Raw genomic sequence first — 17,046 nt, 5'->3', positions numbered from 1 at the left:
CTCTCCCACCTGTGTAAATGCCCCGATCCATCATGTTCGGTTCACCCACCCTCTCTTTAAGTGTCCGAGTCCCGGCCGTCGTCCGCATCCCGCAGTGGAGCGGGGCGGGCGACCCGCGAACCGGCGGCGACGTGGCCACCGGGGCGGAGCACGTCATCGCCGTAGAGGGCCTGCACCCAGTTCGTCTGGTAGACGGTCTCCAGGTAGCGCTCACCCAGGTCCGGGGCGATCGCCACCGCGGTCATACCGGCCGGCTCGTGCGCGGCCAGCCAGCGCGTCGCACCGCTGACGACGGTGCCCGTGGAGCCCCCGAAGAGGAATCCGCGTCTGGCCAGACGGTGGCAGGCGCGGATGGTGTCCGCCTCCTCGACGTGCACCGCCTCGTCGACGTAGGACTCGTCGAGCAGTGGCGGGCTCACGCTCATGCCCAGGCCGGGAAGCATGCGGCGGCCCGGGGTCCCGCCGAAGGTCACCGAGCCGGCGCTATCCACGGCCACGATGCGGACCGGCCGGTGCCAGTGCCGGAAGAAGCGGGCGCAGCCCATCAGTGTCCCGGTGGTGCCGGCCCCGACGAACAGGACGTCCAGTCCCGGGAACGAGCGTGCGATCGCCGGTGCCGTCCTGCGGTAGTGCGCTTTCCAGTTGCCCGGGTTGGTGTACTGGCTGAGCCACACGTACCGGTCGTCGAGGGCGGACAGCGCGCGAACGTAGTCGAGCCGCGCCTGGAGGAAGCCGCCGTCGGCGCTCGGCTCGGTGACCACGTGCACCTGGGCGCCCAGCGCCTCCATCACCAGCCTGGTCGACAGGTTGCAGCGGGAGTCCGTCACGCACAGGAACCGGTAGCCCTTGCTCGCGGCGATCATGCTGAGTGCCACGCCCATGTTGCCCGACGAGGACTCCAGCAGGACCGACCGCGGGGTAAGGACCCCCGCCTGTTCGGCAGCCTCCACCATTTCGGTCGCGGGCTTCAGCTTGATCGAGCCGGCGAAGTTGAAGCCTTCGCACTTCAGGAAGAGCCTGTGCCCCAGTATCGGCTGGAGGTCGACGTAAAGATCCTCCTCGTTGAAGGTGTAGGGGGCGGATATGACTGACACGATGGCCTCCGCGGATTGAAGAACAACCGGGCCCGGACGGTGGTCATCCGTACCGGCTCAGCTCATGGAAGAAGCCGTCGACGACGTGCAGGTCGCCGGAGTCGGCCACCTCGTCGTAGACGTACTTGCCGACGGCCAGATCGAGCACTCCGAGGCCGAAGGGCGAGAACACCACCGTCCGGTCCGCCGACGGCGAAACGCGTCCGGCCATCACGTCCGCCAGCGTCCCCGTCACGAAGTCGCGGGTGCCCGTGAGCTGTTCGGCCAGGTGAACGGATGTGTCCGCCCTCAGACAGTGCTCGACGTCGTCGACGATGTTGTCCGAGGCGAGCACGACCGCCGGGGCCAGGTCGCGCAGCGACACGTGCAGCACGAGCGGACGGTGTGCGAACCACGACGGATCGTGGACGTGCGGCCGGGCGGCGACCGTGGCGAACACGACCAGGTCGCTCCGGCGTATCAGCTGCTCGGCGCTGTCGTGCAGGACGATCCAGCCGGCGGCGCCGGACTGCTCCAGGTAGCAGCGGAACCCGGCGGCGCTGTCGGGGGACACGTCGTGCACGCCGATGGTGTCGAAGGACCAGCCGGTACCGGCCAGGAAGGTGTGGATGTAGCGGGCGATCAGGCCCGTCCCGATGAAACCGACGCGCGTCGGGCGCCCTCGGCCGCGGCTGAGTCGGTCCGCCGCCAGTGCCGCCGACGCGGCCGTCCTCGTGGCGCTGATGATCGACGCTTCCATGCAGGCGAACGGGTAGCCGGTGTGGCAGTCGTTGAGGATGAGCACCGCCGAGGCCCTCGGGATGCCGGCTGCGACGTTCTGCGGAAAGCTGGAGATCCACTTCAGGCCGTCCACCCCTGCCTCCCCGCCGAGGGAGGCGGGCAGGGCGATGATCCGGGACGACGGGCGGTCGGGGAAGCGCAGGAAGTGGGACGGCGGGTTCACCGAATCACCGGCGTCGTGCAGCCGGTAGGTTTCCTCGACCACCTCCACGAGCTGCTTCTCGCGCCCTTGAAGCGCTTGCTGGACCTGGCCGCCCGACACGATCGCGAACGGCGGCACGGCGACCGGCCCGGACTGTGCTGACTCCCAGGTGCCGGAACGGGTGGTGGTCATTGGGTGATCACCTCCACGGTCGGCGAGCAGTCGGCCAGGCGCACCGCGTCCGCCATCGCGACGAGCACCTCGCGCGGCCCCTCGTACGGCTCCCTGCTGTGGGCGGTGCGGACGTTGTCGACGATCATCAGGTCGCCGGCCTGCCACGGCTCGCGCACGGTGTGGGACTGATAGACCTCGTTCAGCAGCTGCACGGTGTCCTCGCCGATCGGAGCGCCGTCCCCGTAGCGGGTGTTGAACGGCAGCCCCTCGGCGCCGTAGATGTCGACCAGGTACTCGCGTATCTCGGGGGCCAGGGTCCACTCGTTGAGGAACGCGATCTGGTTGAACCAGCAGCGCCGGCCGGTGACCGGGTGCCGCACCACGGCGCTGCGGCGCTGCCAGGTCCGCAGTCCGCCGTCGGGTTGCCATTCGAACTCGATCGCTGCGGCGCGGCAGTAGTTCTCGACCGCACCGCGGTCCTCACTGCCGAAGGCATCGGTCAGGGACGCCCCGATCTCCTCGTTGTAGTTGCGGGTGAGCAGCCAGCCCTCCCTCAGGAACCGCTCGACGAGATCGGTGGGCAGCGCGCCCAGCACGGTGGGTGCGTCGGCCAGCGCGGTGGCCCCGCCGACGTCGGGGGCGGTGAGGCAGGCGAACAGCATCAGGCCGGGGAACTCCAGGGTGTAACTGAGTTCGTGGTGCATGCACATCGGCTGGTGCGGCGGCCACTTCGACGAGGAGTACACGCCGTCGGCGTACGTCCGCCGGGATGCGAAGGCCTCCTTCTCGCTCATCAGACCGGCGGCCAGCCGTCGGAAGACGGTGGCGGTCCCGGCCTGGTCGCCAAGGCCGAGGCCACGGACCAGGACCGAACCGTGCTCGGCGACGACGGCGCGCACCGCGTCCCGGTGCTCGGCGGCCCAACTCGCCGCGTCGCCGGTGGAGTCGGCACGCAGGATCGGGGGTTTGCCGGGCTGGAGGTCGACGTCGAGCATCGGCACAGGGGGCGAGGTCGGCATCTCGGTCTCCTTTCGGTCGTGGTTCAGGAGGAAGCCGGTGGTGCGGGGCCGGCGCCGGCCGCGGGGGCCGATGGCGCTGCGGCTCGGGATCGGCCGTTGACGAGGCGGGCCAGGTCGGCCAGGACCGGGTGGCGCGTGAGGTCCTTGATGTCCACCGCACGGTCCAGGGCGATCGCGAGCCGCACCGCCGCGAGGGAGGTGCCGCCACGGTCGAAGAAGTGGTCGTGCCGGCGGATCGTGTGCTCCGGTATGTCGAGCACCTGAGCCCACAGGGCGGCCAGCCGCCGTTCGGTCGGCGTGCGGGGGGTGTCGCGGCCCTCCTCGCCCGCGTCGGGCCCGGTGCCGGCAGATCCGATGTGCGGTGTCACGGCGCTGACCTGCGCGGCGAGCGCGGTCAGCGCTTTCCTGTCGACCTTGCCGTTGGCGGTCACGGGCAGGTTCTCCCGCCAGTGGAACTCGGAGGGGACCATGTACTCGGGCAGCGACCGGGCCAGCCGGTCCCTGAGGGCGGCGTCCTCGAGCGGGCTGTCACCGGAGTAGAAGGCCACCAGGCGCCCGCCCTGGCCGGCCCCCTCGACGGCCACCACCGCACCGTCGCGGACCCCGGGGGCCCGCAGCATGGCGCTCTCCACCTCGCCGATCTCGATCCGGAAGCCGCGGATCTTGACCTGGGTGTCCTGGCGGCCGAGGAACTCCAGCTTGCCCCCGGGCACCCAGCGGCCGTAGTCGCCGCCCCGGTAGAGCCGTCGGCCCGCGTGGTGCCGATCCGGGATGAAGGCCTGCCGGGTGCGCGCGGGGTCGTTGACGTAGCCGCGGCCGACGCAGACCCCGGAGAAGACGATCGCACCGGGGGCGCCGAGCGGCACCGGTGACAGGTGCTCGTCCACGACATGGACGTGCACGTTGCTGATGGGCGAACCGAGCGAGACCCGTCCGTTGTCCGGCGCCCGGTCCATCACCTCGTGGTTGGTGTCGTCCGACGTCTCGGTCAGCCCGTACGCGTTCACCAGCCTGATCCCGGGCTCGGCCGCGAACCAGCGCTGAACGAGCTCCCATTTCAGCGCCTCGCCGGTGACCGACACGCATCGCAGGTCCGGCAGCGCGCGCGGGTGCCGCTCGAGGTAGGCCACGACCGCGTCGAGGTACGACGGCACGACCTGGAGGACGCCGACCCCGCCGCGGGCGATCGTGTCGACGAACCGTGGGACGTCCAGGATCGCGTCCTGTTCGACGAGCAGGGTCCGTCCGCCGACCAGCAGCGCGGAAGCCAGTTGCCACAGCGAGATGTCGAAGCACTGGGGCGCGGTCTGGGCGACCACCTGCCCCTCGCCGATCCCCAGGTCGTCGATCTTGGCGTAGAGGTGGTTGAGCATGCCCGCGTGCTCGCACATGGCTCCCTTGGGCTCGCCGGTGGAGCCGGACGTGAAGTAGATGTAGGCGAGTTGGTCCGGTGCGACGCCGACGCCGAGGTCGGAGTCCGCGTGACCCTCCGCGTAGGCCGCGTCGACGGACAGCGCCCGGACCGCGGGCAGCGCGTCGAGGGCCCCGTCGAGCATTGCGGTGCTGCCCGGCTCGGTCAGCACGAGCCGGCACCCGGCACGAGTGAGCATGGTCGTGATGCGGTCGGCCGGGAAGTGCGGCTCGACGGGCAGGTACACCCCGCCGCCCTTGAGGACCGCCAGGACGGCGGCCGCCCAGTCCAGGTTCCGCTCGGTCACCACCGCGACGACGCCTTCGCGGCCCAGTCCCCGGGCCAGCAGGGCCCGCGCCAGCCGGTTGGCCCGCGCGTTGAGTTCCCGGTAGGTCCACTTCTGGTCGCCGTGTACGGCCGCTATGGCGTCCGGGTGCGCCCTGACGCGTTGCTCGAACAGCTCGTGGAAGCGGTGATCGGGCAGCTCGCGGCGGGGTCCGGCGAGTCCTTCGAGCTGGAAGCGGCGCTCCTCGGCGGAGAGCAGGCTCTGCCGGTCGTGCGCGGCGTCCGGATCGGCGGCGATCAGGGTGAGAGCGGTGAGGTGGTAGCCGACGATCCTCGCGGCGCAGTCCGCGTCGACCGCGTCCGTCCGGTACCGCAGCCGCAGGGTGGGCCGCTCGCCGGGTCGCGGTGCCTCCAGCCGCAGCACGGTGTTCTCGGCGAGTTCTCCGCCGTCACGGATCGGATCGAACTCGGCCTCGCTGGACGGTCCGGGCAGACCCGATTCACGCCGGAGCCCGTCGACGGGGAAGTCCTTGTGCAGCAGCAGTTCGGACTCGGCCCGGTGGGCGTGGAGCACCAGCGTCCGCCACGAGCCGGGCTCGACGGTCAGCCGGCAGGGCAGCGGCCGCCCGGCCGGTACGGCGACGTAACCGGTCGTGACCTCGCGTTCGCCGGACAGAGCTGCGAGCACCTTGGCGTGCGCGGCCAGCAGCACCGAGCGAAGGGGTACCGCCAGATCGTCCGCCAGGCGGCTCAGCGCGTCCGCCGGATCCTCGGGAAGCGTCGCCTCGTGCTCGGCGACACCGGTCACCGGGTCGAGGGTCCACCGTGGGACCGTGGTGACCCCGCCGGCGGCGAGCACGCCCCGCCAGAACGCCCGGCCGGCCTCCGCGGTCGCTGTCGTCGATGCCATGGATGTCATGGGGCCGACCTCACCTCGTCCTGGCTGTACGAGCGGATCGGCCGTGCCGGATTCCCGCCCCACCAGGCCTCCTGCGGGACCATCTCGCCCTTCATCAGGAAGGAGTCCGGGGCCAGCACCGCACCGTCGCCCACCGTCACGCCGTAGTGGACGAAAGCGCCGACCCCGAGGGTGCATCCGGAGCCGATCGTGCTCCGATCGGACTTGAAGGCGCCGTCCTCCTGCGAGTGGCACTGGACCACGCTGCCCAGGTTGAGCGTGCAGCCGTCCCCGATGGCAGCCATGGCCCGTTCCGTCAGATGGCAGCCGTCGTCGAAGACCATGCGGCCGAGCCGCACCCCGAGCAACCGCCAGACGACGTTCTTGAACGGGGTGCCGTTGAGCATCCTCACGTACGTCTCCGACGGCACCTTCCAGTAGCGCTCGTGCTGCCAGAAGTCCTGGGTGTAGATCGAGCAGAACAGGGGCTTCAGGGGACAAACCGCCGTGACGACGCGTTCGACCAGCACGAAGTACGCGATGGTGAAAGGCACGACAAGGACGTCGGCCAGCATGATCCCCGTCACGCCCAGCGGCCCGTACATCTCCGCGGCTGCCGTGACGAGCAGGATGAGTGCGAAGGCAAAGATCCAACGCGACAGCAGATACAACGCCATGGTGGCGACGTTGTGCCTGTTCTTGGCGGCAAGGCCGTGCCGCAGCTCCTCATCGCCCTTGAGCCGGTCGAACGTGCTGTCGCGCAGGACCGAACGCGGAATCTCGAAGCTGGGCGAGCCCAGCAGCCCGACCCCCTCGCGGACCTCCCCGTCGACCGGCACCATCACCTTCGTCGCGAGCAGGCAGTTGTCGCCGGTCCTGCCCTGCGCGGGGTACGCGATCCTGTTCCCGAGGAAGTTGCGCGGCCCGATCGACACCCGGGACACCCGGAACGCGGTGCTCGAGTAGTCGGCGTTCATGATCGACAGGCCGTCGGCGACCATCGTCCCGCGCCCGACGGAGCTCAGATACGGCGTCTCGTGCTTCATCTCGGTGCCGAAGTTCGACCCGGTCTGCTGGACGCGGGAGAGGTCGTACCCGAGGCCCCGCAGGTAGTGGACGATGGCGGAGCTGTCACCGAACAGCCGCTTCAGGAACCTCCAGTTGGTCAGGAGCGTGATCGTCCGGTGCACCTCGAAGTGGAAGCTGTACAGACGGTAGGTCCTGCCCGGCGTGATGGTCAGGCTGAGCAGTCGGGGCAGGGCGGTCAGCACGAGGAGGCCGGCGGGCACGGCGCCGAAGACGAGCACGAAGGACATCGCCAGGGCCTCGAGGAAGAACGTCCCGTCGGCGAAGACCGCGGGTCCCGGCTCCAGAGCCGTGCTGAGCTGCGGGACCTCGACGAGCAGCGCGGCCACACCGCCGACCGCCAGCGGTATGTACACGACCAGCGCGAGCAGCAGCTGCAGCACGCTGTGGGTCGCCCTGCGCACCGCGCCGCAGGGGACCTGCCCGACCACCTGGTAGTCCACCTCGGTCCGCTGCGCCGGGGACCCGTGCCAGTGCTCGCCGTCGGGCACCGCCTGCCCACGGTGCAGCGAGGAGGCGTGTCCGAGCTGAGCCCCGTCGCCGAGTGATGTGTCGATGTCAAGGACGGTGTTCTCGCTGACCAGCACGTTCCTGCCGAGAGTGACGGGACCCGTCTGGATCAGTCCGGCGTGCGCCCGGTAGCAGGAGAAGAACGAATCCTTGCGGACGACCGCACCGTCACCGATGGTGAGCAGATCGGTGCACACGGGCACGTTCCGGGAGAGGACCACGGCTCCCCGCCCGACCTTCGCACCCAGCGTCCTGAGGTAGAGCAGGTAGAGCGGGGAGCCGCTGAACAGCACCATCGGATCCGCCCGCACCAGCGTCTTGACGATCCAGAAGCGGACGTACCTGACGCTCCAGACGGGGATGTGCTGAGGCTTCCACCGGCCCACGAGGGTCCACTTCACGAGGACGGGGAGGACACACAGAACCAGGAAGGCCACGCCCCCGAACAGGACCGAGCGCAGGTACACATCGAGTAGGCCGGACCCGGCGGAGATCCACCCGTAGCCCAGGGCGGTGCCGAAGGCGAGGAGGTAGGCGTACGCCAGGAAGGCCAGGAACTGCAGGGCGCCGCACAGGACGTACTGCCGCTTGCCCGCCGCGGATCGCGCCGCCGCCGGAGCCGGGGCGGGCGACTCTGCTGCCGGGGCCACAGCCGCCGGTGCCACCCGGGGCGTCGGCTCGGCATCCGCCAGCGCCGTCGCCAGGCTCCTGATCGTCGGGTGCCGATAGACGTCCCTCATCGACACCGACGGCAGGTCCGCGCGCTTTCTGACGCGTGCGCAGAAGTGCGCCATCACCAGCGAGTCGGCGCCCAGGTCGTCGAAGAAGTGCCCGTCGACCGGCACCTGCTCGGTGCGCACGACCTCGGCCAGCACCGCGGCGAGGGTTCTTTCGATGGCGGCCGGTTCACCGCACCCGTCCAGCAAGGCCGTGGATTCCTCCATGCACTTGATTCGGCACCGATACGCAGACGGATCACCACATTCACATACTTCTCGTGCGATCCGCATTCGGTTACCCAGGGTGTACACGCAGTTGCGGTGTTGCGACCAGCCCACCCCGGCCGTACGGCGCGCGAACGCCCCTTTCACGCCCCCGAGGCGCGCTTGTCAGCCACCCTGTGCGGGCACTACTGTCACCACGCCTTGGTGAACGGGAAATCCGGTGTGATGCCGGTGCGGCCCTCGCCACTGTGAATCGGGAAGTCCGGCTCCGGCCCTCACGGGCAGCCACTGGGTCCTTCGGGACCCGGGAAGGCGGAGCACGGGCGGTGGTACCCGTCAGCCAGGAGACCGGCCAAGGCGCGTCAACCATCCACGAGGTGCTGGAGAGGGTCTGCTGAGCCATGCACATAGCCGAGGGTTTCCTCCCGCCGGCGCACGCGGTCGCCTGGGGCGTCGCGTCCGCTCCGTTCGTCGTCCACGGAGTCCGTTCGCTCACCCGTGAGGTCAGGGAGCACCCCGAGAGCACGCTGCTCCTCGGCGCCTCCGGAGCCTTCACGTTCGTCCTGTCCGCGCTGAAGCTGCCCTCGGTGACCGGGAGCTGCTCGCATCCCACCGGGACCGGGCTGGGCGCCATTCTCTTCCGGCCACCGATCATGGCGGTCCTGGGCACCATCACGCTGCTCTTCCAGGCGCTGCTGCTCGCGCACGGCGGCCTGACCACGCTCGGCGCCAACGTCTTCTCGATGGCGATCGTCGGCCCCTGGGCCGGATACGCGGTCTACAAACTGCTGCGCCGCTACGACGTGCCGCTGATGGTGGCGGTGTTCTTCGGGGCGTTCGTCGCCGACCTGTCCACCTACTGCGTCACCAGCGTCCAGCTGGCGCTCGCCTTCCCCGACCCGAGCAGCGGATTCCTGGGCGCGCTCGGCAAGTTCGGCTCCATCTTCGCCGTCACCCAGATCCCCCTCGCGGTGAGCGAGGGGCTGCTCACGGTGCTCGTGATGCGGCTGCTGGTGCAGTCCAGCAAGGGCGAGCTGACCCGGCTGGGCGTGCTCCTCACCAAGAAGCAGTCCCGGACGGAGACCGAGACCGAGGCGGTGGCCCGATGAGCAAGCGTCCGATGAGCAAGAACACGAAGATCAACGTCCTGCTGCTGCTCGTCGTGGCCGCGCTCGCGGTCCTGCCGCTGGCCCTGGGCCTCGGCGACCACAAGGAGGAGCCGTTCACGGGCGCCGACGGTGAGGCGGAATCGGCGATCACCGAGATCGAGCCGGACTACAAGCCGTGGTTCTCGCCGCTGTACGAGCCGCCGTCCGGTGAGATCGAATCGGCGCTGTTCTCCCTCCAGGCGGCACTCGGTGCCGGTGTCCTCGCCTACTACTTCGGCGTGCACCGGGGCCGGCGGCAGGGCGAGCAGCGGGCGCTGGAGCGGGCACGGGACGCCGAGAGCGTGGCCGGCGGCACCGCGACCGCCGAGGAGCCCACGGCCGAAAGGGCCTGATCCCTCGTGCTGCCGATCGACGCGGCGGCGCACAGCAGTCGCTGGCGCCGCCGTCACCCCGTGGACAAGGCCGTCCTCGGACTCGGCCTCACCCTGCTCGCGATCTCGCTGCCGCCCTGGCCGGGCGCGGCCCTGGTGCTCCTGACGTCCCTCGTGGTGCTGCTGGGACCGGCGGGCGTGCCGGGCCGCCGGCTGTGGCGTGCCTATCGCGTGCCACTGGGCTTCTGCGTGACCGGCGCGGTCACCCTGCTCGTCCAGGTGGGCGGGCCGGAGGGCTTCGTGTCCCTCGCGGACGACGGCCCGCTGCGGGCCGGGGAACTGCTGCTGCGCACCTCGGCGGCCTCGCTCGGGGTCCTGCTGTTCGCCTTCACCACCCCCATGTCCGACCTGCTGCCCCGCCTGGTGAAGGCGGGGGTGCCCGCACCCGTCGTGGACGTCGCCCTGGTGACGTACCGCATGAGCTTCCTGCTCCTGGACTCGGTGCGCCGCATCCGGGACGCCCAGGCCGCCCGGCTGGGGCACACGAGCAGGGCCGCGGAGTGGCGTTCCCTGGCCGGCCTCGGCGCCACCGCCTTCGTGCGGGCCTTCGACCGGGCCACCCGGCTGCAGGCCGGGCTCGCCGGGCGCGGCTACGACGGCACCCTGCGTGTCCTGGTGCCCGAGGCCCGCGTGTCCGCCCGCTTCACGGCCACGAGTTGCGCACTGCTCGCAGCGCTGGCCGCCCTCACCCTCGTACTGGAGAAGGCCCTGCCATGAGCGAGCCCACCGCCCTGGTCGCCCTGCGGGGCGCGTCCTACGCCTACGAGGACGGCCCCGTCGTGCTCAGCGGCCTCGACTTCGACGTGCGCGAGGGGCGCGCGCTGGCGCTGCTGGGCCGCAACGGCAGCGGCAAGACCACGCTGATGCGGCTGCTCAGCGGCGGACTCAGGCCGCACGACGGCCGGTTGACGGTGCAGGGCACGCCGGTCACGTACGACCGCAAGGGGCTGACCCGGCTGCGCACGACCGTCCAGCTGGTGGTGCAGGACCCGGACGACCAGCTCTTCGCCGCCTCCGTCGCCCAGGACGTCTCCTTCGGCCCGCTGAACCTCGGCCTGCCCGACCCCGAGGTACGCGTGCGGGTCGACGAGGCGCTCGCCGCACTGGACATCGGCGCGCTGGCCGACCGGCCCACGCATCTGCTGTCGTACGGGCAGCGCAAGCGCACGGCCATCGCCGGGGCGGTGGCGATGCGGCCCCGCGTGCTGATCCTGGACGAGCCGACCGCCGGGCTCGATCCGGACGGCCAGGAACGCCTGCTCGCCACCCTCGACGGGCTGCGCGCGAGCGGCACCACGGTGGTCATGGCCACCCACGACGTCGACCTGGCCCTGCGCTGGGCCGACGACGCGGCGCTCCTCACCCCGTCCGGCGCACGCATCGGGCCGGCACCGGTGATGCTGGCCCGCACCGACCTCCTCCAGCAGTCCGGCCTGCGGCTGCCGTGGGGTGTCGCGGCGGCCCAACTCCTTCGGTCGCAGGGCTTGTTGAGCGACACATCGGCAGGCCCGCGCACCCCGGACGACCTGGCGGCGCTCGTCCCGGCACCGGAGTAGCGGCCGTCCCGGCACGACATAAATGCCCGCCAAGAGCATCAATGTCTTGAATGTTTCGCAGCTCCCTGTTGTATGGGTTCACGACAACGGGAGTGAGGGAGCATGGCCAACGACATCGCGGACGCGGGCCCGCCGCAGTCCGCGGGCTTGAAGCCCAATGCGATCGGATTCGTCGACGCCCTCGTCATCGGGCTCAACGCCACCTCGCCCGCGTACTCACTGGCCGCGGCCATCGGCCCGGTCGTGGCGCTGGTGGGTGTCTACGCCCCCGGCGTCATGCTCGCCTCGTTCGTCCCCATGCTGCTGATCGCCTCGGCGTTCTACTACCTCAACAAGGTCGACCAGGACTGCGGGACGACCTTCTCGTGGGTCACCCGGGCGATGGGGCCGTGGGCCGGCTGGCTCGGCGGCTGGGCCATCACGATGACCGGTGTCCTGGTGATCGGCTCGCTGGCGGACGTGGCGGTGACCTTCGCCCTGCTGGCCTTCGGTCTCGACAGCTGGGCCGAGAACGAGTTCGTGCGCCAGCTGCTCACCGTGCTCCTCATCGTCGTGATGACGGCCGTGTGCGTCATCGGCACCGAGGTGTCGGCGCGGGTGCAGAACGTCCTCATCCTCGCGCAGGTCGCCTGCCTGATCGCGTTCGCCGTGGTGGCGCTCTACAAGGTCTACGCCGACACCGGCACCCTCGACGCCGTCGACCCGGCGTTCAGCTGGCTGGACCCCTTCGGGGCGGGCGGCGCCGGGCTGACGGCCGGCCTGCTGCTGGGCGTGTTCATCTACTGGGGCTGGGAGTCGGCGGTCAATCTCACCGAGGAGGTCGAGAACTCCGCCACCGCTCCGGGCAAGGCGGCCGTGTGGTCGACGGTCATCCTGCTGGTCACGTATGTGGCGGTGGCCTACGCGGTCGTTGCCTACGCCGGGCCGGCGTTCCTGTCCGAGAACGCCGCGGAGGAGGAGTTCATCTTCGCCATCCTCGCCGACGAGGCGATGGGCGGCTGGGACTGGGTGGTGCTGCTGGCGGTCTCCACCTCCGGGCTGGCCTCGACGCAGACGACGATCATCCCGGCCTCGCGCACGGCGCTGTCCATGGCCCGCCGGCACGCACTGCCGTCCCACTACGGGCACATCAGCCCGCGCTTCCGCACTCCCGACGTGAGCACGTGGTGGGTGGCCGGCATCGCCATCGCCTGGTATCTGGTCGTCCGTCAGATCAGCGAGAACGCCCTGTTCGACTCGCTGACCGCGCTGTCCCTGCTGATCGCGTTCTACTACGCGCTCACGGGCATCGCCTGCACCGTCTACTACCGCCGCCATCTCACCGAGAGCCTGCACAACTTCCTGCTCATCGGCCTCGGCCCGCTGATCGGTGCCGGACTGCTGGTGTGGCTGCTCGTCGAGTCGATCGGCGACATGGCCGATCCCGAGAACTCCTACAGCGGCGTCTCCTGGTTCGGGCTCGGCCCCCCGCTGGTCATCGGTATCGGCATCACCCTCGCGGGTGTGCTCCTCATGGTCGTCTGGCGTCTGATGGCCCCCGCCTTCTGGGCGGAACGCCCCGAGGTGGCCGACCCCGATCTCGTGCACGGCGACAAGGAGCACTGAAGATGTCGGTCGTTCTCGGATACGACGAGTCCCCGGGCGCGGTCCGCGCGCTGCACGTCGCCATCGAGGTGTCGGCCGCGTTCGGCGAGCCGCTCGTGCTGGTCTACGGCGCCGCGGCGCCCGGCGCCCTCGGTGAGGAGTACACCGCGCACCGCGATGCCGTCCAGGAGGCCGGACGCACCGCGCTCTCGCACGCCGTCAGGGTGGCCGACGAGGCCGGTGTGCGGACCACGGTGGAGGTCATCGACCAGAAGCCGGCGGAGGCGCTGATCGAGGCCGCGACCCGCCATGCGGCGAGGTTCATCGTGGTCGGCAGCTGGGGTGAGAGCCCGTTGCGCGGGGCCCTGCTGGGCTCCACACCCCACAAGCTGCTGCATCTGTCCCGTACGCCGGTCCTGTGTGTGCCCACCGAGCCGTGACCCGCTGGGTTCAGGTCGCCGTGGCCGCTGCCGCGGCCTTGCCTGCCACGCGGCCCGAGAACAGGCAGCCGCCGAGGAAGGTGCCCTCCAGGGAGCGGTAGCCGTGGACCCCGCCGCCGCCGAAGCCGGCGACCTCTCCGGCCGCGTACAGACCCGAGATCGGGGTGCCTGAGGCGTCCAGGACGCGGCCGGAGAGGTCGGTCTGGAGGCCGCCGAGGGTCTTGCGGGTGAGGATGTTGAGGCGCACGGCGATGAGGGGGCCGGCGCTCGTGTCCAGGATCTTGTGGGCGGAGGCGGTCCGGCTGAGCGTGTCACCCGGGTAGGCGAGCGCGTTGCGGATGCCCATGACCTGGACGTCCTTGGTGTAGGGGTTGTCGATCTCGCGGTCGCGGGCCTCGATCTGCCGCTTGAGGTCCGCGAGTTCGATGAGGTTGTCGCCGGTCAGCTTGTTCATGCCCGTGACGAGTTCGGGCAGGGTCTCGGCGACGACGAAGTCCTCGCCCTTCTCCTTGAACCGCTCGATCGGCTCCGGCGTCTGCCAGATGCGGGACATCAGCATCCAGATGTTCTTCTCCGTGAGGTCCGGGTTCTGCTCGGAGCCGGAGAGTGCGAACTCCTTCGCGATGATCTTCTGGGTCGTGACGAACCAGGAGTAGTCGTAGCCGCTGTCACCGATCGACTTGAGGGTGTGCAGGGTGTCGTAACCCGGGATGTCGGGACTGGAGAAGCGCTTGCCCTTGGCGTCGAACCACATGGAGGACGGGCCGGGCAGGATGCGGATGCCGTGGCCGGGCCAGATCGGGTCGTAGTTCTTCAGGCCCTCGGTGTAGTGCCACATCCGGTCGGGGTTGACGATCCGTCCGCCCGCCTTCTCGGTGATCGTCAGCATCCGGCCGTCCACGTGCGCGGGCACGCCGGTGATCATGGACTTGGGCGGGGTGCCGAGCCGGGCGGGCCAGTTCTTGCGCACCAGGTCGTGGTTGGCGCCGATGCCGCCGGAGGTGACGATCACGACGGGGGCGTTCAGCTCGAAGTCGCCGACGACGGTACGGGAGCTGGGCTTGCCGCGCCCGGCGCTGCTCGGCTCCAGGACGGCGCCGCGTACGCCGGTGACGGCACCGCCCGTGACGATCAACTCGTCCACTCTGTGGCGGAACTTGAAGGTCACAAGGCCCCTCTCCACGGCCGCCCGGACCTTCTTCTCGAACGGCTCGACCACGGCCGGTCCGGTGCCCCACGTGACATGGAAGCGCGGGACCGAGTTGCCGTGCCCGTCCGCGAGGCCGCCGCCGCGCTCGGCCCAGCCGACGATCGGGAACCACTGCATGCCGAGCCCGGCCAGCCAGGACCGCTTCTCCTCGGAGGCGAAGTCCACATACGCCTCGGCCCACTTGTAGGCCCAGTGGTCCTGGCCCGACGGGTCCAGGATCCCGCGGTCGAAGCCGGCCGTGCCCAGCCAGTCCTGCCAGGCCAGCTCGTGCGAGTCCTTGATGCCCATCAGCCGCTGCTCGGCGGAGTCGACGAGGAACAGTCCGCCGAAGGACCAGAACGCCTGCCCGCCGAGACTGGCCTCCGGTTCCTGGTCCAGGAGCAGCACCTTGCGTCCCGCCGCTGCCAGTTCGGCCGTGGCGACCAGTCCGGCGAGGCCGTGGCCGACCACGATGGCGTCCGCGTCCGACGAGCCGGTCGGGGCCGCGAAGGCCGGGAACGTGGCCTGCGCGAGGGCGGCACCGGCGAGCACCCCGCCGGCGACGGTCAGGGCACGACGGCGCGTGATCGCGGCAGGGGTTGACGAGTTCTCCATGGGCTGCCTTCCGGGGAGATGCGCAAGGGGCGGGAGACACACGAGAGGCCGCTGCGAAAGCGGGCGTTACCGACGGTAGCCCAGGGGGTGCGGGGGTCACCAGATGCTGCAAGCGTGAACTTTTCTCATGTTTTCACGGCTCCAAGTCCGTAGCGCCGTCGTGGAGTTCAGCACGCGGGCGACCACTGACACTCGGCCAAATCCCCTGTCCAATACGGCAGTTGGAGCGCCCGCCCCCCGTTGACAAACAAGCCGAACCCACACTTAGGTTTGCCTACCTAACCCATGGGTTCCTCATCGCCGCCGCGACCCCCTCACCGAGAAAGGCCCACAGCCGACCATGAGACCCGTTCCCTCCGCCCGGGTCGCCACGGCGGCGCTCCTGGGCGCCGCCGCGCTCGTGGCCACGGCCTGTGCGTCGACAACGGCGACGGCGAACCTCCCACGCCCTGCATCGGCGGCCTCGACATGACCGGCGGCTCGCACTTTCCGCATGGATCTCCTCCGACCCGCCGGAGTACGGCGAGGACCTGGCGATCCCGTACGGCGCGGGCGGCACCCTCGAGGTAGAGCTGACCGTCGACGCCAAGGACGAGTACACCGACTGCCTCAAGACCACCTGTGTGCTGGCCACCCGCAACGACCACACCCTCTCCGGCGACCGCTCCCAGGACCTCGGGGTCCCGGTCGGCTTCGTCGGGCAGGACCCGGTGGACACCGACGACGACACCGGCGGCACGGGCGGGAACGGCGGCTCCGGCACGAGCACGACGGGCGGCAGCGCCGGCGGCAGCACGGGTACGGCGTCCACCACGGGCGGCGGCTCCGGCGGCACCGGCACGTCGGCCGCGGGCGGCAGCCTGGCCTCCACCGGCGGGACAGTGCTCTCCGTCGCCGCGCTCGCGGCCGCGCTGCTCGCCGCCGGCCGGGCGGCGTACCGCAAGGGCCGCAAGGCCGGCTGACGATGCGGCGGGCGGGGTCACCGTGCCTCGCCCGCCACCACAGCCCGTCACACCGTACGGCCCGCCACCACCCACTTCGACGGCAGCTCGATCCGTGCGCCTTCGGGTCCGTACTCCGTGGTGACCAGCGGAAGTTCGCCGCTCGCGAGGACATTGAGCCCGGCCGCGCGCAGATACTCGGGCACCGAGGCGTCGGCGACCTCGCCGGGGGCGATGCCATGCCGGAAGATCGGCGCGAGCTTGGGGGGCGGCCCGGACGGACTCTGCGCGAGGCCCATGAGGACCGGCTTCGCTGACTCGGAGAGTTCGACGAGGAAGGCCCGGCCGCGCTCGCCGACCAGCGTGGCGATCCCGTTCACCATCAGCTGCCGGTCGTCGGGCTCGGCCTGATGCAGCACGCCCCGCATATAGATGTTGGCGTCGCCGAGTTCCGCGTGCAGCGTCTCGGCCTCGGCCTTCTCCACCGCGTCGAACAGCCGGTACGTCGCCTGCCCGGCGGGGTCGGCCAGGCGGGCGTGGTCCAGAGCGGCGGCGGACAGCTCGACGCCGACGACGCGCGGGAAGCGTTCGGCGAGGAAACGCGTCTGAGTGCCGTTGCCGCAGCCCAGGTCCACCAACGGCAGGCTCGGATCGGTCAGGTGCGGCTCGAAGAGGGCCAGGTGGCGGCCGGCGGCCAGGGCAGGCTCGGCGTCCCAGAACACCGCGCCCTGTTCATCGCTCGCTTCACGCCAGAAGCCCTCCCAGGCCTCACGGTACCGACTCGTCACGCTCATCTGCCCAACTCCCCAGGGTGCGACGCCGACCCGTCGTCAAGTGA

Annotated in this window: 14 protein-coding genes and 1 riboswitch; of the genes, 7 read left to right on the top strand and 7 right to left on the bottom strand. The window is 70.6% G+C overall.

Features of this window, described 5'->3' with window-relative positions:
• Positions 1–56: 56 nt before the first annotated feature.
• The 5 genes from sbnA to AB5J55_RS34620 are packed head-to-tail and all read right to left on the bottom strand — an operon-like array spanning position 57 to position 8,343.
• Positions 57–1,094, bottom strand: a complete 1,038-nt coding sequence (gene sbnA / locus AB5J55_RS34640; RefSeq protein ID WP_369274381.1) for a 2,3-diaminopropionate biosynthesis protein SbnA — start codon at positions 1,092–1,094, stop codon at positions 57–59.
• 43 nt (positions 1,095–1,137) lie between these two features.
• On the bottom strand, positions 1,138–2,208 hold the full coding sequence (sbnB, locus tag AB5J55_RS34635; RefSeq protein WP_369274380.1) for a 2,3-diaminopropionate biosynthesis protein SbnB: 1,071 nt from the start codon (positions 2,206–2,208) through the stop codon (positions 1,138–1,140).
• Positions 2,205–3,209: a TauD/TfdA family dioxygenase gene (locus AB5J55_RS34630; RefSeq protein WP_369274379.1), complete on the bottom strand. Its 1,005-nt coding sequence runs from the start codon at positions 3,207–3,209 to the stop codon at positions 2,205–2,207. The genes sbnB and AB5J55_RS34630 overlap by 4 nt, the downstream gene beginning before the upstream one ends.
• Positions 3,210–3,232: 23 nt before the next feature.
• Positions 3,233–5,824, bottom strand: a complete 2,592-nt coding sequence (locus tag AB5J55_RS34625; protein ID WP_369274378.1) for an amino acid adenylation domain-containing protein — start codon at positions 5,822–5,824, stop codon at positions 3,233–3,235.
• Positions 5,821–8,343, bottom strand: a complete 2,523-nt coding sequence (locus AB5J55_RS34620; protein WP_369274377.1) for a Pls/PosA family non-ribosomal peptide synthetase — start codon at positions 8,341–8,343, stop codon at positions 5,821–5,823. Before AB5J55_RS34620 ends, AB5J55_RS34625 begins: the two co-directional genes overlap by 4 nt.
• Before the next feature lie 185 nt (positions 8,344–8,528).
• A riboswitch (cobalamin riboswitch) is annotated at positions 8,529–8,715 on the top strand.
• A 29-nt stretch (positions 8,716–8,744) separates the two neighbouring features.
• Between AB5J55_RS34620 and AB5J55_RS34615 the strand changes: the two genes are divergently transcribed.
• The 6 genes from AB5J55_RS34615 (at position 8,745) to AB5J55_RS34590 (ending at position 13,463) form a co-directional block, all read left to right on the top strand.
• Entirely contained in the window at positions 8,745–9,452 is a 708-nt protein-coding gene (locus AB5J55_RS34615) for an energy-coupling factor ABC transporter permease (protein ID WP_369274376.1), read from the top strand.
• Positions 9,453–9,463: 11 nt separating this feature from the next.
• Entirely contained in the window at positions 9,464–9,844 is a 381-nt protein-coding gene (locus tag AB5J55_RS34610; protein WP_369274375.1) for an energy-coupling factor ABC transporter substrate-binding protein, read from the top strand.
• A gap of 6 nt (positions 9,845–9,850) precedes the next feature.
• Complete coding sequence (cbiQ, locus tag AB5J55_RS34605) at positions 9,851–10,600, top strand: cobalt ECF transporter T component CbiQ (RefSeq protein ID WP_369274374.1); 750 nt, start codon at positions 9,851–9,853, stop codon at positions 10,598–10,600.
• Positions 10,597–11,439, top strand: a complete 843-nt coding sequence (locus tag AB5J55_RS34600; protein WP_369274373.1) for an ATP-binding cassette domain-containing protein — start codon at positions 10,597–10,599, stop codon at positions 11,437–11,439. Before cbiQ ends, AB5J55_RS34600 begins: the two co-directional genes overlap by 4 nt.
• Positions 11,440–11,541: 102 nt before the next feature.
• On the top strand, positions 11,542–13,044 hold the full coding sequence (locus tag AB5J55_RS34595) for an APC family permease (RefSeq protein WP_369274372.1): 1,503 nt from the start codon (positions 11,542–11,544) through the stop codon (positions 13,042–13,044).
• Between the two features lie 2 nt (positions 13,045–13,046).
• The gene (locus AB5J55_RS34590) at positions 13,047–13,463 is read left to right on the top strand and encodes a universal stress protein (RefSeq protein ID WP_369274371.1); all 417 of its coding nucleotides are present in this window, start codon (positions 13,047–13,049) and stop codon (positions 13,461–13,463) included.
• Between the two features lie 10 nt (positions 13,464–13,473).
• Here the strand turns inward: AB5J55_RS34590 and AB5J55_RS34585 are convergent, their stop codons facing one another.
• Complete coding sequence (locus AB5J55_RS34585; RefSeq protein ID WP_369274370.1) at positions 13,474–15,267, bottom strand: FAD-binding dehydrogenase; 1,794 nt, start codon at positions 15,265–15,267, stop codon at positions 13,474–13,476.
• A 413-nt stretch (positions 15,268–15,680) separates the two neighbouring features.
• On the opposite strand from AB5J55_RS34585, the gene AB5J55_RS34580 reads away from it, so the two are divergent.
• Positions 15,681–16,229 (top strand): hypothetical protein, encoded by a 549-nt coding sequence (locus tag AB5J55_RS34580; RefSeq protein WP_369274369.1) that lies wholly within the window; start codon positions 15,681–15,683, stop codon positions 16,227–16,229.
• Between the two features lie 47 nt (positions 16,230–16,276).
• Here AB5J55_RS34580 and AB5J55_RS34575 read toward each other — a convergent pair whose 3' ends face one another.
• Complete coding sequence (locus AB5J55_RS34575) at positions 16,277–17,002, bottom strand: class I SAM-dependent methyltransferase (RefSeq protein ID WP_369274368.1); 726 nt, start codon at positions 17,000–17,002, stop codon at positions 16,277–16,279.
• Positions 17,003–17,046: the final 44 nt, after the last annotated feature.

Origin of the sequence: Streptomyces sp. R11, from assembly GCF_041051905.1 — a bacterium.
GTDB lineage: Bacteria > Actinomycetota > Actinomycetes > Streptomycetales > Streptomycetaceae > Streptomyces.
Note: the sequence above shows the minus strand (reverse complement) of the source record. Positions and strands in the feature narration are given on the sequence as shown.